This window comes from Luteimonas viscosa (assembly GCF_008244685.1).
Taxonomy (GTDB): domain Bacteria; phylum Pseudomonadota; class Gammaproteobacteria; order Xanthomonadales; family Xanthomonadaceae; genus Luteimonas; species Luteimonas viscosa.
Window position 1 is genome coordinate 37878 of sequence record NZ_VTFT01000003.1, and the last position, 16515, is coordinate 54392.

General features: G+C 70.0%; 13 protein-coding genes. 12 read left to right on the forward strand and 1 reads right to left on the reverse strand.

Features of this window, described 5'->3' with window-relative positions; translation table 11 throughout:
• Positions 1-24 precede the first annotated feature (24 nt).
• From FZO89_RS17285 to lpxC, 11 genes are all read left to right on the forward strand, one after another.
• A complete protein-coding gene (locus FZO89_RS17285; RefSeq protein ID WP_149104889.1) occupies positions 25-1779 on the forward strand; it encodes a peptidoglycan D,D-transpeptidase FtsI family protein in 1755 nt (584 codons plus the stop codon).
• Positions 1776-3257: a UDP-N-acetylmuramoyl-L-alanyl-D-glutamate--2,6-diaminopimelate ligase gene (locus FZO89_RS17290; protein WP_149104709.1), complete on the forward strand. Its 1482-nt coding sequence runs from the start codon at positions 1776-1778 to the stop codon at positions 3255-3257. The genes FZO89_RS17285 and FZO89_RS17290 overlap by 4 nt, the downstream gene beginning before the upstream one ends.
• Entirely contained in the window at positions 3254-4642 is a 1389-nt protein-coding gene (locus tag FZO89_RS17295; protein WP_149104710.1) for a UDP-N-acetylmuramoyl-tripeptide--D-alanyl-D-alanine ligase, read from the forward strand. The genes FZO89_RS17290 and FZO89_RS17295 overlap by 4 nt, the downstream gene beginning before the upstream one ends.
• A complete protein-coding gene (gene mraY / locus FZO89_RS17300) occupies positions 4632-5717 on the forward strand; it encodes a phospho-N-acetylmuramoyl-pentapeptide-transferase (protein WP_149104711.1) in 1086 nt (361 codons plus the stop codon). Before FZO89_RS17295 ends, mraY begins: the two co-directional genes overlap by 11 nt.
• On the forward strand, positions 5717-7069 hold the full coding sequence (gene ftsW, locus FZO89_RS17305) for a putative lipid II flippase FtsW (protein ID WP_149104712.1): 1353 nt from the start codon (positions 5717-5719) through the stop codon (positions 7067-7069). Before mraY ends, ftsW begins: the two co-directional genes overlap by 1 nt.
• Positions 7066-8514, forward strand: a complete 1449-nt coding sequence (murC, locus tag FZO89_RS17310; protein ID WP_149104713.1) for a UDP-N-acetylmuramate--L-alanine ligase — start codon at positions 7066-7068, stop codon at positions 8512-8514. The genes ftsW and murC overlap by 4 nt, the downstream gene beginning before the upstream one ends.
• Entirely contained in the window at positions 8511-9455 is a 945-nt protein-coding gene (locus FZO89_RS17315; protein WP_149104714.1) for a D-alanine--D-alanine ligase, read from the forward strand. The genes murC and FZO89_RS17315 overlap by 4 nt, the downstream gene beginning before the upstream one ends.
• A 130-nt stretch (positions 9456-9585) precedes the next feature.
• The gene (locus FZO89_RS17320) at positions 9586-10401 is read left to right on the forward strand and encodes a cell division protein FtsQ/DivIB (protein ID WP_149104890.1); all 816 of its coding nucleotides are present in this window, start codon (positions 9586-9588) and stop codon (positions 10399-10401) included.
• Positions 10398-11633, forward strand: coding sequence for a cell division protein FtsA (gene ftsA / locus FZO89_RS17325; protein WP_149104715.1), 1236 nt, complete (start codon positions 10398-10400; stop codon positions 11631-11633). The genes FZO89_RS17320 and ftsA overlap by 4 nt, the downstream gene beginning before the upstream one ends.
• Before the next feature lie 252 nt (positions 11634-11885).
• Entirely contained in the window at positions 11886-13127 is a 1242-nt protein-coding gene (gene ftsZ, locus FZO89_RS17330) for a cell division protein FtsZ (RefSeq protein WP_149104716.1), read from the forward strand.
• Between the two features lie 374 nt (positions 13128-13501).
• Positions 13502-14410, forward strand: coding sequence for a UDP-3-O-acyl-N-acetylglucosamine deacetylase (lpxC, locus tag FZO89_RS17335; RefSeq protein ID WP_149104717.1), 909 nt, complete (start codon positions 13502-13504; stop codon positions 14408-14410).
• A 190-nt stretch (positions 14411-14600) separates the two neighbouring features.
• Here lpxC and FZO89_RS17340 read toward each other — a convergent pair whose 3' ends face one another.
• Positions 14601-15092, reverse strand: a complete 492-nt coding sequence (locus tag FZO89_RS17340; protein ID WP_187471242.1) for a DciA family protein — start codon at positions 15090-15092, stop codon at positions 14601-14603.
• 36 nt (positions 15093-15128) lie between these two features.
• Between FZO89_RS17340 and FZO89_RS17345 the strand changes: the two genes are divergently transcribed.
• On the forward strand, positions 15129-16004 hold the full coding sequence (locus FZO89_RS17345; RefSeq protein ID WP_316247558.1) for a M23 family metallopeptidase: 876 nt from the start codon (positions 15129-15131) through the stop codon (positions 16002-16004).
• The last annotated feature ends 511 nt before the right edge of the window (positions 16005-16515 follow it).

The window sequence follows — 16515 nt, forward strand, 5'->3', positions numbered from 1 at the left end:
CAGTTCAACCTGCGCGGGCGGTTGATGCTGGTCGGCGGCGCGCTCGCGCTGTGCGCGGTGGCGCTGGTGGTGCGCGCGGTCGACCTGCAACTGGTCGACAACGCCTTCTACCAGCGCAAGGCCGACGCGCGCTTCCTGCGCGAAGTGCCGATCCCGACCTCGCGCGGCATGATCACCGACCGCAACGGCGAGCCGCTGGCGGTGTCCTCGCCGGTGGAATCGCTGTGGGCCAACCCGCAGGAACTGGCGAACAACCCGGCCGCGGTGGCGCGCCTGGCCGAGGCGACGGACCTGCCCGTGGACTACCTCACGCGCTACATCTCGCAGCGCAGGGAAAAGGAGTTCATGTACGTGCCGCGCCATCGCCGGATCAACCCGGCAGTCGCGCAGAAGATCCTGGCCCTGCGCATCCCCGGCGTGTTCTCGCAGCGCGAGTTCCGCCGCTTCTATCCGCAGGGCGAGGCGGTTTCGCACGTGCTCGGTTTCACCAACGTCGACGATCGCGGGCAGGAAGGCGTCGAGCTGGCGTTCGACGAATGGCTCAGCGGCACCCCCGGCGCACAGAAGGTGATCCGCGACCGCCACGGCCGCATCGTCGAACATGTCGACCTGGTCCGCCCCGCGGAGCCGGGCCGCGACCTGGTGCTGAGCATCGACCGCCGCATCCAGTTCCTGGCCTACCGCGAACTCAAGCGCACGCTGCTGGAGACCGGCGCGGGCAGCGGCTCGGTGGTGATCCTCGACGTCGCCACCGGCGAGGTCCTGGCCATGGCCAACCTGCCTTCGTACAACAACAACAAGGTCAGCGGGCTCAACCGCGACGCCTACCGCAACCGCGCGGTGACCGACCTGCTGGAACCCGGCTCGACGATGAAGCCGCTCACGGTCGCGGCCGCGCTCGAGGCGGGTGTGATCACCCCGGCGACGAGGTTCGACACCAACCCCGGCTGGATCGCGAACGGCAGGTACAGGACCAGCGACTTCAAGAACTACGGCGTGCTCGACACCACAGGCATCATCACCAAGAGCTCGAACGTGGGCGTGTCGAAGATCGTCAAGCTGCTGCCGGACCGGGACTTCGATGCGTTCCTGCGTCGCTTCGGATACGGCGCGAGCACCGGAAGCGGCTTCCCGGGCGAGGCGGCCGGCATCTTCCCGACGCCCGAGAGCTGGTACGGCACCACCAAGCAGACGCTGTCCTACGGCTACGGCATCTCGGTCACGCCGCTGCAGATCGCGCGCGCCTACGCCACCTTGGGCAACCATGGTCGTGCGGTGACGCCGACGTTCGTCAAGGGCGGGCACAGCGGGGAGTCGCAACAGGTGCTCGATCCGCGGGTGGCCGCCGAGGTCATGCGGATGATGCAGACCGTGACCGAGCCCGGCGGTACCGCGACGCGCGCGGCGATCCTGGGCTACCACGTGGCCGGCAAGACCGGCACCGCGCGCAAGTCCGCGGGTGGCGGCTACTCGCGCCGCTACATCGCCTACTTCGCCGGCCTGGTGCCGGTCGAACGGCCGCGCTTCGCGGTGACGGTGGTGATCAACGATCCGGATCCTTCCGGTGGCGGATCGACCTACGGCGGCGGCTGGGTCTCCGCTCCGCTGTTCGCGCGGGTGATGGAAGGCGCGCTGCGGCTGATGGACGTGCCGCCCGACGATATCGAGACCTGGCTGGCCGCGCAGGCGGTCGAGGAAGCGAAGCGCGCGAAGGCGCACGCGGCCGCGACGCCCCGGACGACGGCGAGCGCAGGCTCGCTGGCGGAGGCGGCGCAATGAGCCGGGCGATGCCGCTCTCGCAACTGCTGCCGGACGTGGCCGCCGTGCCCGCGTCGCTGTCGATCTCCGGACTGGTGCTTGACAGCCGCGACGTGCGCGAGGGCGATGCCTTCGTCGCGATCGGCGGATTCGGCACCCACGGCCTGCATTTCACGCAGCAGGCCAGGCGTGCCGGCGCGCGCGCGATCCTGTTCGAGCCGCCGGTGCCCGACGACGTCCCCCGGCCACCCGCCGATGCGATCGCGGTGCCCGGGCTGCGCGCACGCATGGGTGCGATGGCCGATGTTTTCCACGATCATCCGTCGGCGAAGATGACCACGATCGGGGTCACCGGTACCAGCGGCAAGACCTCCACCGTGCAACTGCTGGCGCAGGCGCTGGAATTGTGCGGCGTGCGCAGCGGCACCATCGGCACCCTCGGCGCGGGCCTGTACGGACAGGCGCAGGCGACCGGCTTCACCACGCCGCTGGTGCTGCAGACCCACGCGCTGCTCGCCCGGCTGCGCGAGGCCGGCGCCGACGCGGTGGCGATGGAGGTCAGCTCGCATGCGCTCGACCAGGGCCGCGTGGACGCGGTGCATTTCGCCGTCGGGGTGTTCACCAACCTCAGCCGCGACCACCTCGACTACCACGGCGACATGGACAGCTACGGCGCGGCCAAGGCGAAGCTGTTCGCCACCCCCGGCCTGCGCGCGGCGGTGCTGAACCTCGACGACCCCTGGGGCCGGCGGCTGTACGACGCGTTGCCGGCGTCGCTGCAGGCCATCGGCGCCAGTGCACGCGGCGCCGTCGATGCGAAGGTGCGCGCCGGCAACATTTCGCTCGATGCCGACGGCATCGCCTTCGATCTGCACCTGGACGGCCGCAGCCATCGCGTCGCCTCGCCGCTGCTGGGCCGCTTCAACGTCGACAACCTGCTGGTGGTGGCCGGCGTGCTGCACGCGCTCGGCCACGATGCGGCGGCGATCGCGGCCGCGCTTGGGCGGCTCGAGCCGATCCCCGGGCGCATGAACCGCCTCGGTGGCGGCGACCGGCCGCTGGTGGTGATCGACTACTCGCACAAGCCCGATCCGCTGGAACAGGCGCTGCAGTCGTTGCGCGGACACCTGCGCGGCCGCCTGGTGTGCGTATTCGGCTGCGGTGGCGAACGCGATACCGGCAAGCGGCCGCAGATGGCGGCGATCGCCGAGCGGCTCGCCGACGAGGTCGTGGTCACCGACGACAATCCGCGTGGCGAAGACGGCGACGCGATCGTCGCCGGGATCATGGCCGGCTTCGCGCATCCCGGGCGCGTGCTGGTGCAGCGCGACCGCCGCGCCGCGATCCTCGGCGCGATCGGCCGCGCGCAGGCCGGCGACATCGTGCTGGTCGCCGGCAAGGGTCACGAAACCTACCAGGAGCTCGCAGGCGTGAAGCATCCCTTCGACGACAGCGTGGTGGCGCGCGAGGCATTGCGCGACGCGGAGGAACGGCGATGAACCCGTTGCCGCTGTCGCGCATCGCGCAATGGACCAACGGCCGCCTGTACGCAGCCGGGCCAGAGGACATGCTGATCGACGCGGTCGAGACCGATACCCGCACGCTCGACGCGCGTGACGGCCGCGCGGCGCTGTTCATCGCACTCAAGGGCGCCAACTTCGACGGCCACGACCACGTCGCGGCGGCGGCGGAGCTGGGAGCGCGCGCGGCGCTGGTCTCGCGGATCTGCGACGTGTCGCTGCCGCAGGTGCTGGTGGCCGACACCGAGCGCGCGCTGGCGGCGCTCGCCGCCTCGCTCCAGCACGCGCGCCGCGGCAAGGTGGTGGGCATCACCGGCAGCAACGGCAAGACCAGCGTCAAGCAACTGACCCTGGCGATCGCCTCGCGCGCGATGCCCGCCTACGCCAACCCGGGCAACCGCAACAACGAGATCGGGCTGCCGCTCGCGGTGATCGACGCCCCGGATGGCGCCGATGTCGCGATCTACGAGATGGGCGCCGGCAAGCACAACGACATCGCCTACCTGACGGCGATCGCACGCCCGGACGTGGCCCTGGTGAACAACATCGCGCCGGCGCACCTGGAGCGGATGCAGAGCCTGCTCGGCATCGCCGACACCAAGGCCGCCATCTACGACGCGCTGCCGCACGACGGGGTCGCGGTGATCAATGCCGACGATGCGTTCGCGCCCTATTTCGCCGAGCGCGCGCACGGACGCCGCCTGCTGCGCTTCGGCCTGGAGGCCAGCGCCGACGTGTCCGCGCGCGACATCCGGCTCGACGACGACGCCTCGCGCTTCACCCTGGTCACCCCGGCCGGCGAGGCGGAGGTTTCGCTGCCGCTGCCCGGCCGGCACAACATCGCCAACGCCCTGGCGGCCTGTTCGATCGCGCTGGCGCTGGACATCCCGCTGGGGATCATCGTCGCGGCCCTCGCCGCCGCGCAGCCGGTGAAGGGCAGGCTGGTGCGCCACCGCCTGGCCAACGGTGCGGTGCTGATCGACGACAGCTACAACGCCAACCCGGGCTCGCTCAATGCCGCGATCGACACCCTGGCCGCCACCAGCAGCGAGGGTTGGCTGGTGATCGGCGACATGCGCGAGCTGGGCGAGGACGCGGTCGCGCTGCACGCCGAGGCCGGGCGCCGCGCCCGGCGCGCGGGAATCGCGCGGCTCTATGCGGTGGGAACGCTGAGCGCCGCGGCGGTAGAGGGCTTCGGCGAGGGCGCCCGACATTTCGACAGCCATGAAGCGCTGATCGACGCGCTGCGGGTCGACCTGCACTCGGGCGTGCGCGTGCTGGTGAAGGGTTCCCGAGGCAGCGCGATGGACCGCGTCGTCGACGCCCTGCTGCCGGATGAAACGGGGGAACAGGATGCTGCTTGAACTGACACGCTGGCTGCAGCAGCTCGAGGGCCTGTTCGGGCTGTTCGGCTACCTGACCTTCCGCGGCATCCTCGCCGCGCTCACCGCGCTGTTGCTGTCGCTGTGGTGGGGGCCGGCGGTGATCCGCAAGCTCGCCCAGTACAAGGGCGGGCAGCCGATCCGCCAGGACGGGCCGCAGTCGCATTTCTCCAAGGCCGGCACTCCGACCATGGGCGGCGCGCTGATCCTGTTCACGGTCACCGCCTCGGTGCTGCTGTGGGGCGACCTGCGCAACAGGTACGTGTGGGTGGTGTTGCTGGTGATGCTGTGCTTCGGCGCGATCGGCTGGTACGACGACTGGATCAAGATCGTGCGCCGCGACCCGAACGGGCTGAAGTCGCGCTGGAAGTACCTGTTGCAGTCGATCTTCGGCCTGGCGGCCGGCCTGTACCTGTACCTGTACGCCGACGTGCCGGCGGCGACCAACTTCTACGTGCCGCTGTTCAAGTCGATCGCGCTGCCGCTGGGCGGGATCGCGTTCGTCGCGATCGCGTACTTCTGGATCGTCGGCTTCTCCAACGCGGTCAACCTCACCGACGGCCTCGACGGCCTGGCGATCATGCCGACCGTGCTGGTGGCCGGCGGCATCGCCGTGTTCGCCTACGCCTCGGGCCATGCCGAATTCTCGCGCTACCTGCAGATCCCGCCGGTGCCGGGCGCGGGCGAGCTGATCATCATCTGCGCGGCGATCGCCGGCGCGGGCCTGGGCTTCCTGTGGTTCAACACCTATCCGGCGATGGTGTTCATGGGCGACATCGGCGCGCTCGCGCTCGGCGCGGTACTCGGCACGATGGCGGTGATCGTGCGCCAGGAACTGGTGCTGGTGATCATGGGCGGCATCTTCGTCATCGAGACGCTGTCGGTGATGATCCAGGTGGCCTCGTTCAAGCTCACCGGGAAACGCGTGTTCCGGATGGCGCCGATCCACCACCACTTCGAACTCAAGGGCTGGCCCGAGCCGCGCGTGATCGTGCGCTTCTGGATCATCTCGGTGATCCTGGTGCTGGTCGGCCTCGCCACGTTGAAGGTGCGCTGATGGGCACGACCTTCGACGCCCGCGCATTCGACTCCGCCGGCCGCCAGGCGACCCGCCTGGACGCGATCGGCGGGCGCTACGACGGCTGGCTGCTGGCGATCGCCGCGACCATCGCCGCGTTCGGCGTGGTGATGGTGGCCTCGAGTTCGATCGCGGTCGCCGAGGACCTCGGCCAGGGGCCGTTCTACTTCCTGATCCGGCACGTGGTGTTCCTGGCCGTGGGCATCGCACTGGCCGTGGCGGTGATGCGCACCGACCTGAAGCTGGTCGAGAAGTACCCGCAGGCCCTGCTGGGCGCCTGTTTTCTGCTGCTGATGCTGGTGTTCGTTCCCGGCCTCGGGCACACGGTCAACGGCGCGAGCCGCTGGATCAACCTCGGCATCTCCAAGTTCCAGGTGGTGGAGGCGGTGAAGATCCTCTATCTGGTCTGGCTGGCGAGCTACCTGGTGCGCTTCCGCGACGAGGTCAACGCCGCCTGGGGCGCGATGCTCAAGCCGATCGGTGTGGCCGTGGTGCTGGTCGGCCTGCTGCTGCTGCAGCCCGACTTCGGCTCGGCGACGATGCTGCTCGCGGTGACCGCCGGCATGCTGGTGCTCGGCGGCGGCCACCTGAAGCGGATGATGGTGCCGGTCCTGCTCCTGTTGCCGGCGCTGGTGGCGGTCGCGGTGATCGAGCCCTACCGCCTGCGTCGCATCACCTCGTTCTGGAACCCGTGGGAAGACCAGCTCGGGGCCGGCTACCAGCTCAGCAACGCACTGATGGCGATCGGGCGCGGCGAGCTCACCGGCGTGGGCCTGGGCGCGTCGATCCAGAAGCTGTCCTACCTGCCCGAGGCGCACACCGACTTCATCTTCTCGGTGATCGGCGAGGAACTCGGCTTCATCGGCGTGTTCTGCGTGATCGCGTTGTTCGCGGCGCTGGTCGGCCGTGCGCTGTGGATCGGCTACCGCTGCGTCGAGATGCGGCGGCACTTCGCCGGCTACGTGGCGTTCGGGGTGGCGTTGATGATCGGCCTGCAGGCACTGGTCTCGATCGGCGTCAACCTCGGCCTGCTGCCGACCAAGGGCCTGACCCTGCCGCTGATTTCCTCCGGCGGTTCGAGCGTGATGATGACGTGCGCCGCGATCGGCCTGCTGCTGCGCGTGTCGTTCGAACTCGACCGCGCGCAGCGCCAGGTCGCGCGCCTGCGGGGCGAGGTCGCGAAGCCGGGGCCGGACGCGCCGATGCCTTCGTCGTCCCCTCCGCCACCGACCACGCAGCCGCCGCCCGGCGCGGTGGCCGGCGCGCGCGGCACCAGCCGCCTGCGCCCGCGTGTCGAGCCGACCCTGGGCGGATTCGGGAGGAACGCATGATCCGGCGCCTGCTCGCCGCGCGCGAGATGAGCAAGGAGGGCATCGCCCGATCCTTCTCGCGCGTGCATTTCGTCGGCATCGGCGGCGCCGGCATGAGCGGCATCGCCGAGGTGCTGTGCACGCTCGGCTACCAGGTCTCGGGTTCGGATACCGCCGACAACGCGACCACGCAGCGCCTGGCGCGCCTGGGCGCGACCGTGCACCGCGGCCATTCCGCCGCGAACGTCCTGGGCACCGACTGCGTGGTGGTGTCGAGCGCGATCCGCGCCGACAACCCGGAACTGATGGAAGCGCGTTCGCAGCGCATCCCGATCGTGCCACGCGCGGAGATGCTGGCCGAACTGATGCGCTTCCGCCGCGGCATCGCGGTGGCCGGCACCCATGGCAAGACCACCACCACCTCGCTGACCGCGAGCGTGCTGGGCGAGGGCGGGCTCGACCCGACCTTCGTGATCGGCGGCCAGTTGCTGGCGGCAGGCGCCAACGCACGCCTGGGCGGCGGCGACTGGCTGGTGGCGGAGGCCGACGAGAGCGACGGCAGCTTCCTGCGCCTGAATCCGCTGATCGCGGTGGTCACCAACATCGACGCCGACCACCTGGAGAACTACGGCGGCGATTTCGCGCGCGTGCAGGCGGCATTCTCCGAATTCCTGCACCGGCTGCCGTTCTACGGCCTGGCGGTGCTGTGCATCGACGATCCGGAAGTCGCGCTGCTGGCGCAGGACATGCCGCGCCATGCGATGACCTATGGCCTGTCCGAAAGCGCCGACGTGCGCGCCGAGGACGTGTCGCAGCAGGGCGCGGCGATGCGGTTCACCCTGTGCCTGCCCGACGCCTCGCGCACGCCGGTGGTGCTGGCGCTGCCCGGCCGCCACAACGTGCTCAACGCGCTCGCGGCCGCGGCGATCGGCTGGCAGCTGGGGGTCGAGCCCGCGGCGATCGCCAGTGCGCTGCAGAAGTTCGAGGGCATCGGCCGCCGCTTCAACCTGCTCGCGCAGCTGCGCACCTCCCAGGGCGCGAACGTGCAGCTGGTCGACGATTACGGCCACCACCCGAAGGAGCTGGCCGCGGTGTTCGACGCCGCGCGCGGCGGCTGGCCCGACCGCCGCCTGGTGGTCGCGTTCCAGCCGCATCGCTACACCCGCACCCGCGACCAGTTCGACGACTTCGCCGCGGTGCTCTCCGATGTCGATGCGCTGGTGCTGACCGAGGTCTACCCGGCAGGCGAAGCGCCGATCGCGGGCGCCGACGCCAAGGCGCTCGCACGTGCGATCCGCGCCCGCGGCCGCATCGACCCGGTCGTGGTCAACGGCGCGCAGGAACTGGCCGGCGTCCTGCCCGACGTGCTGCAGGACGGCGACCTGCTGCTGATGATGGGCGCCGGCGACATCGGCCATGCCGCGCAGCAGCTGGCGCAGGACGGTTTTCCGGAGGCGCCGCGATGAGCCAGGTCGTGCCCGCGGTGCGCGTCAGCGATCCGGCCATGTTCGGACGGGTCGCCGTGCTGATGGGCGGCACCAGCGCCGAGCGCGAGGTGTCGCTGGATTCGGGCAACGGCGTGCTCGCCGCGCTGCGCCTGCGCGGCGTCGATGCGCATGCGGTCGACGGCATCCCGGCGCTGGTCGACGGCATCCGCGCCGGCAGCATCGACCGCGTCTTCAACATCCTGCACGGCAACCACGGCGGCGGCGAGGACGGCGTGGTGCAGGGCCTGCTCGAGGCGCTCGGCGTGCCGTACACCGGCCCGGGCGTGCTCGGATCCGCGCTGACCATGGACAAGATCCGCACCAAGCAGGTATGGATCGCGGAGGGCCTGCCGACGCCGCGCTTCGTGCGCATCGCGCCGGGTGGCGACCTGCGTGCGGCCGTGCGCGAGCTCGGCTACCCGGTGTTCGTCAAGCCGTCGAACGAAGGTTCGAGCGTGGGCGTGTTCCGGATCCTCTCCGAGGGCGATCTGGCGCCGGCGATCGCGTTCGCCGCCGGGTATGCCGGCGAACTGCTGGCCGAGCAGATGGTCCAGGGCCAGGAGTACACCGTGGCGATCCTCGGCGAGATCGCGCTGCCATCGATCCGCATCGTGCCGGCCGGCGAGTGGTACGACTACCACGCCAAGTACATCGCCGACGATACCCAGTACCTGTGCCCGGGCATGGAAGGCGAGGAAGAGGAAGCGGTGCGGGCGCTGTCGCTTGCCGCGTTCCGCGCCGTGGGCTGCAGCGGCTGGGGCCGGGTCGACGTGATGCGCGACCGTGTCCGCGGCCTGCAGCTGATCGAAGTCAACACCGCCCCGGGCATGACCAGCCACTCGCTGGTTCCCAAGGCGGCGGCGCAGCTCGGCATCGACTACGCCGAACTGTGCTGGCGGGTGCTGGAGCAGACGCTGTGAGGGCCGTGATTCGTGATTCGTCATTCGTGATTCGAGAGAGCGACCACGCCGGCGCGCGAGTTGCTCCTGCATTTCCGAATCACCAATCACCAATCACCAATCACCTCGCCTCCGCAGGAGGCGAACCATGATCCGCCGCATCCTGCAGGTCTCGACCTGGGCGCTGGCGGTGGCGCTGGTGGTGCTGCCGGTGGTCGCGCTGGTCAACGGCTGGATCGGCAGCGAGCGCTGGCCGTTGCGCACGCTGCGCGTCACCGACGGCCTGGAACGGGTCGACACCGCGCGCCTGCGCGAGGCATTGCTGCCGCACGCGGGGTCGGGCTTCTTCGCCGTCAGGCTGGACCAGGCGCAGGCGGCGGTGGCGAAGCTGCCCTGGGTGGAGCACGCCGAAGTGCGCAAGCGCTGGCCCGACGTGCTCGAGGTGCGCATCGTCGAACACCGCCCGTTCGCGCGCTGGGGCGAGGAGCGGCTGCTGTCGGAGCAGGGTCGCCTGTTCCCGGTCGCGGGCATCGAGGTGCCCGCGGGGCTGCCGCGGCTGCACGGCCCGGATGCGCGCGTGCCGGACGTGGTGGCGCTCTACAACGAATCGCGCGAGGTGTTCGCCCCCGGCGGCTTCGTGGTGGCGCAACTCTCGCTCGACCGTCGCGAAAGCTGGTCGCTCACGCTCGGCAACGGCGTCGAGGTCACCGTCGGCAGCCAGGAGCCGCGCCTGCGCCTGGCACGCTTCGCGCGCGTGCTGCCGCAACTGCTCGCGCGCAACCCGCAGCCGCTGCAACGCGCCGACCTGCGCTACACCAATGGGTTCGCCCTGACCTGGGGCGAAGAACAGGAAGCCGCACAGAGCGTGCCGGCGGGGGCGGGCCGGGCTCCGTCCGGGCAAAACGATCTCGCTCGCGCTGTCACCAATCACCAATCACGAATCACGAATCACGGCTCCTCCACATGAACCGCAAAGGCGACAAGGCCCTCATCGTCGGCCTCGACATCGGCACCTCCAAGGTGGTCGCGCTGGTCGGCGAGTATTCGCCCGGCAACCCGATCGAGGTGATCGGCATCGGCAGCCACGAATCGCGCGGGCTCAAGCGCGGCGTGGTGGTCGACATCGAGTCGACCGTGCAGTCGATCCAGCGCGCGGTCGAGGAGGCCGAGCTCATGGCCGGCTGCGAGATCCGCTCGGTCTACGCCTCGATCTCCGGCAACCACGTGCAGTGCCGCAACTCCAACGGCATCGTGCCGATCCGCGACGGCGAGGTGACCTGGGCCGACCTCGACCGCGTGCTCGACGCCGCCAAGGCGGTGGCGATCCCGGCCGACCAGCGCATCCTGCACGCGATCCCGCGCGAGTACGTGCTCGACGATTCGCAGGAAGGCATCCGCAACCCGGTCGGCATGACCGGCGTGCGCCTGGAGGTGCACGCGCACCTGGTGGTCTGCGCGCAGTCGGCCGCGGCCAACATCAGCAAGTGCGTGCAGCGCTGCGGGCTGTCGATCGACGACCTGGTGCTGTCGTCGCTGGCCTCGAGCACCGCGGTGCTGACCGGCGACGAGCGCGAGCTGGGCGTGGTGCTGGTCGACATGGGCGCCGGCACCACCGACCTGGCGGTCTTCGTGCAGGGCGCGATCTGCCACACCGCCTCGCTGCCGATCGCCGGCGACAAGGTCACCGAGGACATCGCGCACATGCTGCGCACGCCGACGCCCGAGGCCGAGCAGATCAAGGTGCGCTACGCCTGCGCGCTGGCGCAGCTGGCCACCAGCGAGGAGTCGATCCAGGTGCCGAGCGTCGGCGACCGTCCGCCGCGGAGGCTGCCACGGCAGTCGCTGGCGCAGGCGGTGCAGGCGCGCTACGAGGAGATCTTCGAGATGGTGCAGGCCGAACTGCGGCGCTCGGGCTTCGAGCAGCACGTGCGCGCCGGCATGGTGCTCACCGGTGGCGCCGCGAAGATGGAAGGCGTGGTCGAGCTGGCCGAGGAAATGCTGCAGATGCCGGTACGCGTGGGCATCCCGCAGCACGTCACCGGCCTGGGCGAAGTGGTCAACAACCCGGTGCACGCCACCGGCGTGGGCCTGCTGCTGATGGGCAGCCAGATCGAGAACCCGCGGCGCCCGTCGATCCCGACCGGGCGTGCGGGAAGTCTGCTGAAGAAGGTCAGTACCTGGTTCCGAGGCGAGTTCTGACGAACTCACCTCGAAACGGGATTGGGGATTCGGGATTGGGGATTCGCAGCAGCAACGGCAACAACACAGCAACGGCAACGGCAAGAGCGGAAAGAACGGGCGGAAGGCGAGACGAAGGCGGCAAGGCGACAGCGGTACGGCGCGAACTTCATAAGAACGCCGGTGATGAGCGGAGTGGCGGAGGGAGCGGAGCTTTTCCGAATCCCCAATCCCCACTCCCCAATCCCGGCTCCAACTAGAGAGGACAAGGACATGGCACATTTCGAACTCGTGGAAAAGATGGCTCCGAACGCCGTCATCAAGGTGATCGGCGTGGGCGGCGGCGGTGGCAACGCGGTCGCGCACATGGTCGGCAGCAGCGTGGACGGCGTGGAGTTCATCACCGCCAACACCGACTCGCAGGCGATCAAGAACTGCGGCGCGAAGCTGCAGCTGCAGCTCGGCACCAACGTGACCAAGGGGCTGGGCGCCGGCGCCAACCCGGAAGTCGGCCGCCAGGCCGCGCTGGAGGATCGCGAGATCATCATGGACGCGCTGCAGGGCGCCGACATGGTGTTCATCACCGCCGGCATGGGCGGCGGCACCGGTACCGGCGCGGCGCCCGTCGTCGCGCAGCTGGCCAAGGAGATGGGCATCCTCACCGTGGCCGTGGTCACCAAGCCGTTCCCGTTCGAGGGCCGCCGCCGCATGCAGGTCGCGCTCAAGGGCATCGAGGACCTGTCGGCACATTGCGACTCGCTGATCACCATCCCCAACGAGAAGCTGATCACCGTGCTCGGCCGCAACGCGACCATGATCCAGGCGTTCCGCGCCGCCAACGACGTGCTGCTCGGCGCGGTGCAGGGCATCGCCGACCTGATCGTGCGCCCGGGCCTGATCAACGTCGACTTCGCCGACGTGCGCACCGTGATGAGCGAGATGGGCCTGGCGATGATGGGCACCGGCCACGCCCGCGGCGACGACCGCGCCCAGGCCGCGGCCGAGGCGGCGATCCAGAACCCGCTGCTCGACGATGTGAACCTGGCCGGCGCCAACGGCATCCTGGTCAACATCACCGCCGGCCCGGACTTCACGATGAGCGAGTTCGACGAAGTCGGCCGCACCGTGGAGAACTTCGCCAGCGAGGACGCGACCATCGTCATCGGCACCGTGCTCGACCCGGACATGGCCGACGACGTGCGCGTGACCGTGGTGGCCACCGGCCTCAACCGCGCCGCGGTGCGCCACAGCGGTCGCCATTCCGACCTCGGCCAGACCGACGCCGTGGCCCGGCGCCCGCAGGTGCAGCTGATCAACACCGGCAAGCGCGACGGCACCACCGGCATGTTCGTCGAGGACGCGAGCGACGCCTTCAGCCCCGGCAGCAGCATCGCCGCGGGGCTGCGCGGGCGCACCGCGAGCGAACCGGCGTCCTCGTCGCCGCCGGTCGCGGACTTCGGCAGCGACAGCAGCTACCTGGACATTCCGGCGTTCCTGCGCCGACAGGCGGACTGAGCAAGTCGCGGGGCTCCGCCTCGTGGTTCGCGAGGCAGGGCGTCGTGCCGCGCTTGCGGAGCAGGGTGGGGGCGGCTGCTTCGTCCCCGCCACCGCTGGCCGGAGAAGGCAGGCGTCTGCCCTCCTGCACCCGCAGGCAGAGCAGGCGGTCCGGTTCCGCATGCGAAGGTGGCGCCCGGCGCTTTCCGCGGCGGAATGGTTGCACCACGAACAAGTCCGTGTCCGATTCCAGCCGCCGGGGCCAGTGCCGGCCCCGGCGGATTTTCGGAGCGGTCGGGGCTCGTCCCGCTTTCGTTCAGTTCAGCGCGCAGGGTGATAATCTGCGCCGTTGTGCACCCCTGCGGGGGTGACCCCGCCCCCCACAGGCGCCCCAGATGCCGCAGCAACGCACCATCAAGAACGTGATCCGCGCCACCGGCGTCGGCCTGCACAGTGGCGAGAAGGTGTTCCTCACCCTGCGCCCGGCCGCGCCCGACGCGGGCATCGTGTTCCGGCGCGTCGACCTGGACCCGGTGGTCGAGATCCCCGCCTCCGGCGAGCTGGTCAGCGAGACCACTTTGTGCACCGGGCTGACCCGCGACGGCGCCAAGGTGCAGACGGTCGAACACCTGATGTCGGCCCTGGCCGGCCTCGGGATCGACAACCTCTACGTGGAGCTGTCCGCGGCCGAGGTGCCGATCATGGACGGCTCCTCGGGCCCGTTCGTGTTCCTGCTGCAATCGGCGGGCATCGTCGAACAGGACGCGCCCAAGCGCTTCATCCGCATCAAGCGCCCGGTCGAGGTGCGCGAGGGCGACAAGATCGCCCGTTTCGAGCCCTACGACGGCTTCCGCCTCGGCTTCACCGTGCAGTTCGACCACCCGGCGATCCCGCAGTCGCGCTCGCGCGCCGAGATCGAGTTTTCCACCGAGAGCTACATCCGCGAAGTCAGCCGCGCGCGCACCTTCGGTTTCATGCGCGACCTCGAATACATGCGCGAACGCAACCTCGGCCTCGGCGGCTCAATGGACAATGCGATCGTGCTCGACGAGTTCCGCGTGCTCAACGACGACGGCCTGCGCTACGCCGACGAGTTCGTGCGGCACAAGATCCTCGACGCGGTCGGCGACCTCTATCTCGCCGGCCACCCCATCCTCGGCGCGTTCGAGGGCTACAAGTCCGGCCACGCGCTGAACAACACGCTGGTGCGCGCGCTGCTCGCCGACCTTTCGACCTGGGAAGAGGTCTCCTATCCCGACACCGCCACCGCGCCGGTGGCCTATGGCGCGCCGCTACCCGCCTGACGCCGCTCCGGTGATCCGGAATCCGGTCACGTTTCACGCCGCGAATGCGGCGGAATAACGTTTCTTTAACGCAAAATGAGCTTTTGCCGAGCGCCGGGTTAACGCTTTGTGCAGGCCCGGCCGTTAGCATGCCGTGTCCGCGTGGGCCGGCAGGACGCCGGGGAACGCCTCCGTGGATGCCGGTTCCGGCTCAGCCTTCGTCCTTCCCGCCCGGTGCGGGTTCGGCCAGGGCGGCCAGCGCCGAGCGGAACGCCTCTTCCGTGGCCACCGAGCGGCCCGCATTCGATCCGGATGCCGGCACCCGTACGGCGGGTTGCGTGGGAGGCGGCAGGGGTCGTGTCGTCGCCCGGATGGCGACGTCCTGTACTTCAAGTCCGAGGGAACGGGCGGCGTCGAGCAGTTCGCTGGCGGCCAGGCGCAACCTGGCGTGCCAGACGGGGGAATCGACGAGGAACACCAGCCTGCCTTCAGTCACGTTGGCCAGCCGCACATGCGCGGCCAGTCCCGGCGGCAGGAGAGGACGCAGTTGGCGGTCCAGTGCATCGAGCCCCAGGGCGTGACGCACCGGATCGCGGGCGGTACCGGACAGCAGTGCATCGAGCGCCGTTTGCATGGTCGCGGACCGTTCCGCACCGGCCGGCACCTTTGGCGAACTGGACCGCCGTGGCAAGGAATCAGACATATACCTATGACTCTACACAGTATCTCCGTGCACGCGTTGTCGACGCTGCACTCGCTCGGCCAGCGCCTCCACGTGCGCCTGGCGCAGAAGCCGATCTCCGCCTCCATCGTCCTCATCGGCACCGGACTCGTCCTCGGAGGCGCCCTGAACGCCACCTCGGTCGACCGCCTGCAGCAGCAGGTCGCCGGCCAGGAACTGGCCCTCGAATCCACCCGCCGCGAGGCCCAGCGCGAAGTCAACGCATTGGCCGCACGCATGGGCGAGCTGCAGGCGCAGGCCAACCGCCTCAATGCGCTCGGCGACCGTCTCACCCGGATCGCCAAGCTCGGCGACGGCGAATTCGATTTCGACAAGCCGATCGGCCTCGGCGGCGCCGAACCGAGCCAGGACATGCCGGCGCGCCAGCTGGTCGACGGGCTCGATGGCGTCGACACGCAGTTCGCCAGCGCCGGCCGCCAGCTCTCGGTGCTCGAGGCGCTGCTGTTCGACCGCGAGCTGGAGCGCAACTCGGTGCCGTCGCGCTCGCCGGTGGCCAGCAGCTTCGTGACCTCGGGCTACGGCGGTCGCGCCGACCCGTTCGGCGGTGGCCGCCAGTTCCACAAGGGCATCGATTTCGATGCCAACACCGGCGACAAGGTCATGACCGTCGCCGATGGCGTGGTCAGCTTCTCCGGCGTGCGCAGCGGCTACGGCAACGTGGTCGAGGTGGACCACGGCAACGGCTTCGTCACCCGCTACGCGCACAACTCGCGCAACGTCGTGAAGGTCGGCGACCTGGTGCGCGTCGGCCAGGAGATCGCCAAGGCCGGATCGACCGGCCGTTCCACCGGCGCGCACGTGCATTTCGAGGTGTGGGAGAACGGGCGCGTGCACAATCCGCGCAAGTTCCTGGGCGAGATCGGGCGGCAGTAGGGGCGGCGCGGCTGCGTCGGCCCCAGGGCATCCGGGCGGGGCGACCCGGCCTGGAGACTTTCTGTCGACGGAAACCCGGGTCTGTCGTTTCGACCAAACCCGGGTTCGTCGTTTCGTCCGGCCCCGGGTTGCTGTTTCGTCCGCGTCCAGGCTTGTCGGTTCGGCCGGACCCAAGGTTGTCATTTCGACCGCAGGGAGAAATCTCCGGCGACGAGTCTCGAGATCTCTCCCTGCGGTCGAGATGACATTCCGGGCGGGCTCGAGGTCCTCCCTGCGGTCGGGATGACATTCCGGCTGGCTCGAGGTCGTCCCTGCGCTCGAGATGACATTCCGGCGGGCTGGAGGTCCTCCCTGCGGTCGGGATGATTCCGGGGGACGCCGTTCCGGGGATGTCGGGACCGGATGCCGCTCCGGGGGGATGACGCCAGACGGGCGGGACGACACCAGGCAGGCGCCCCGGTGGAAGCGGGAGAGGCGTTCGCGGCGGAGGCGGCCCTGCGGGCGGCGGCGC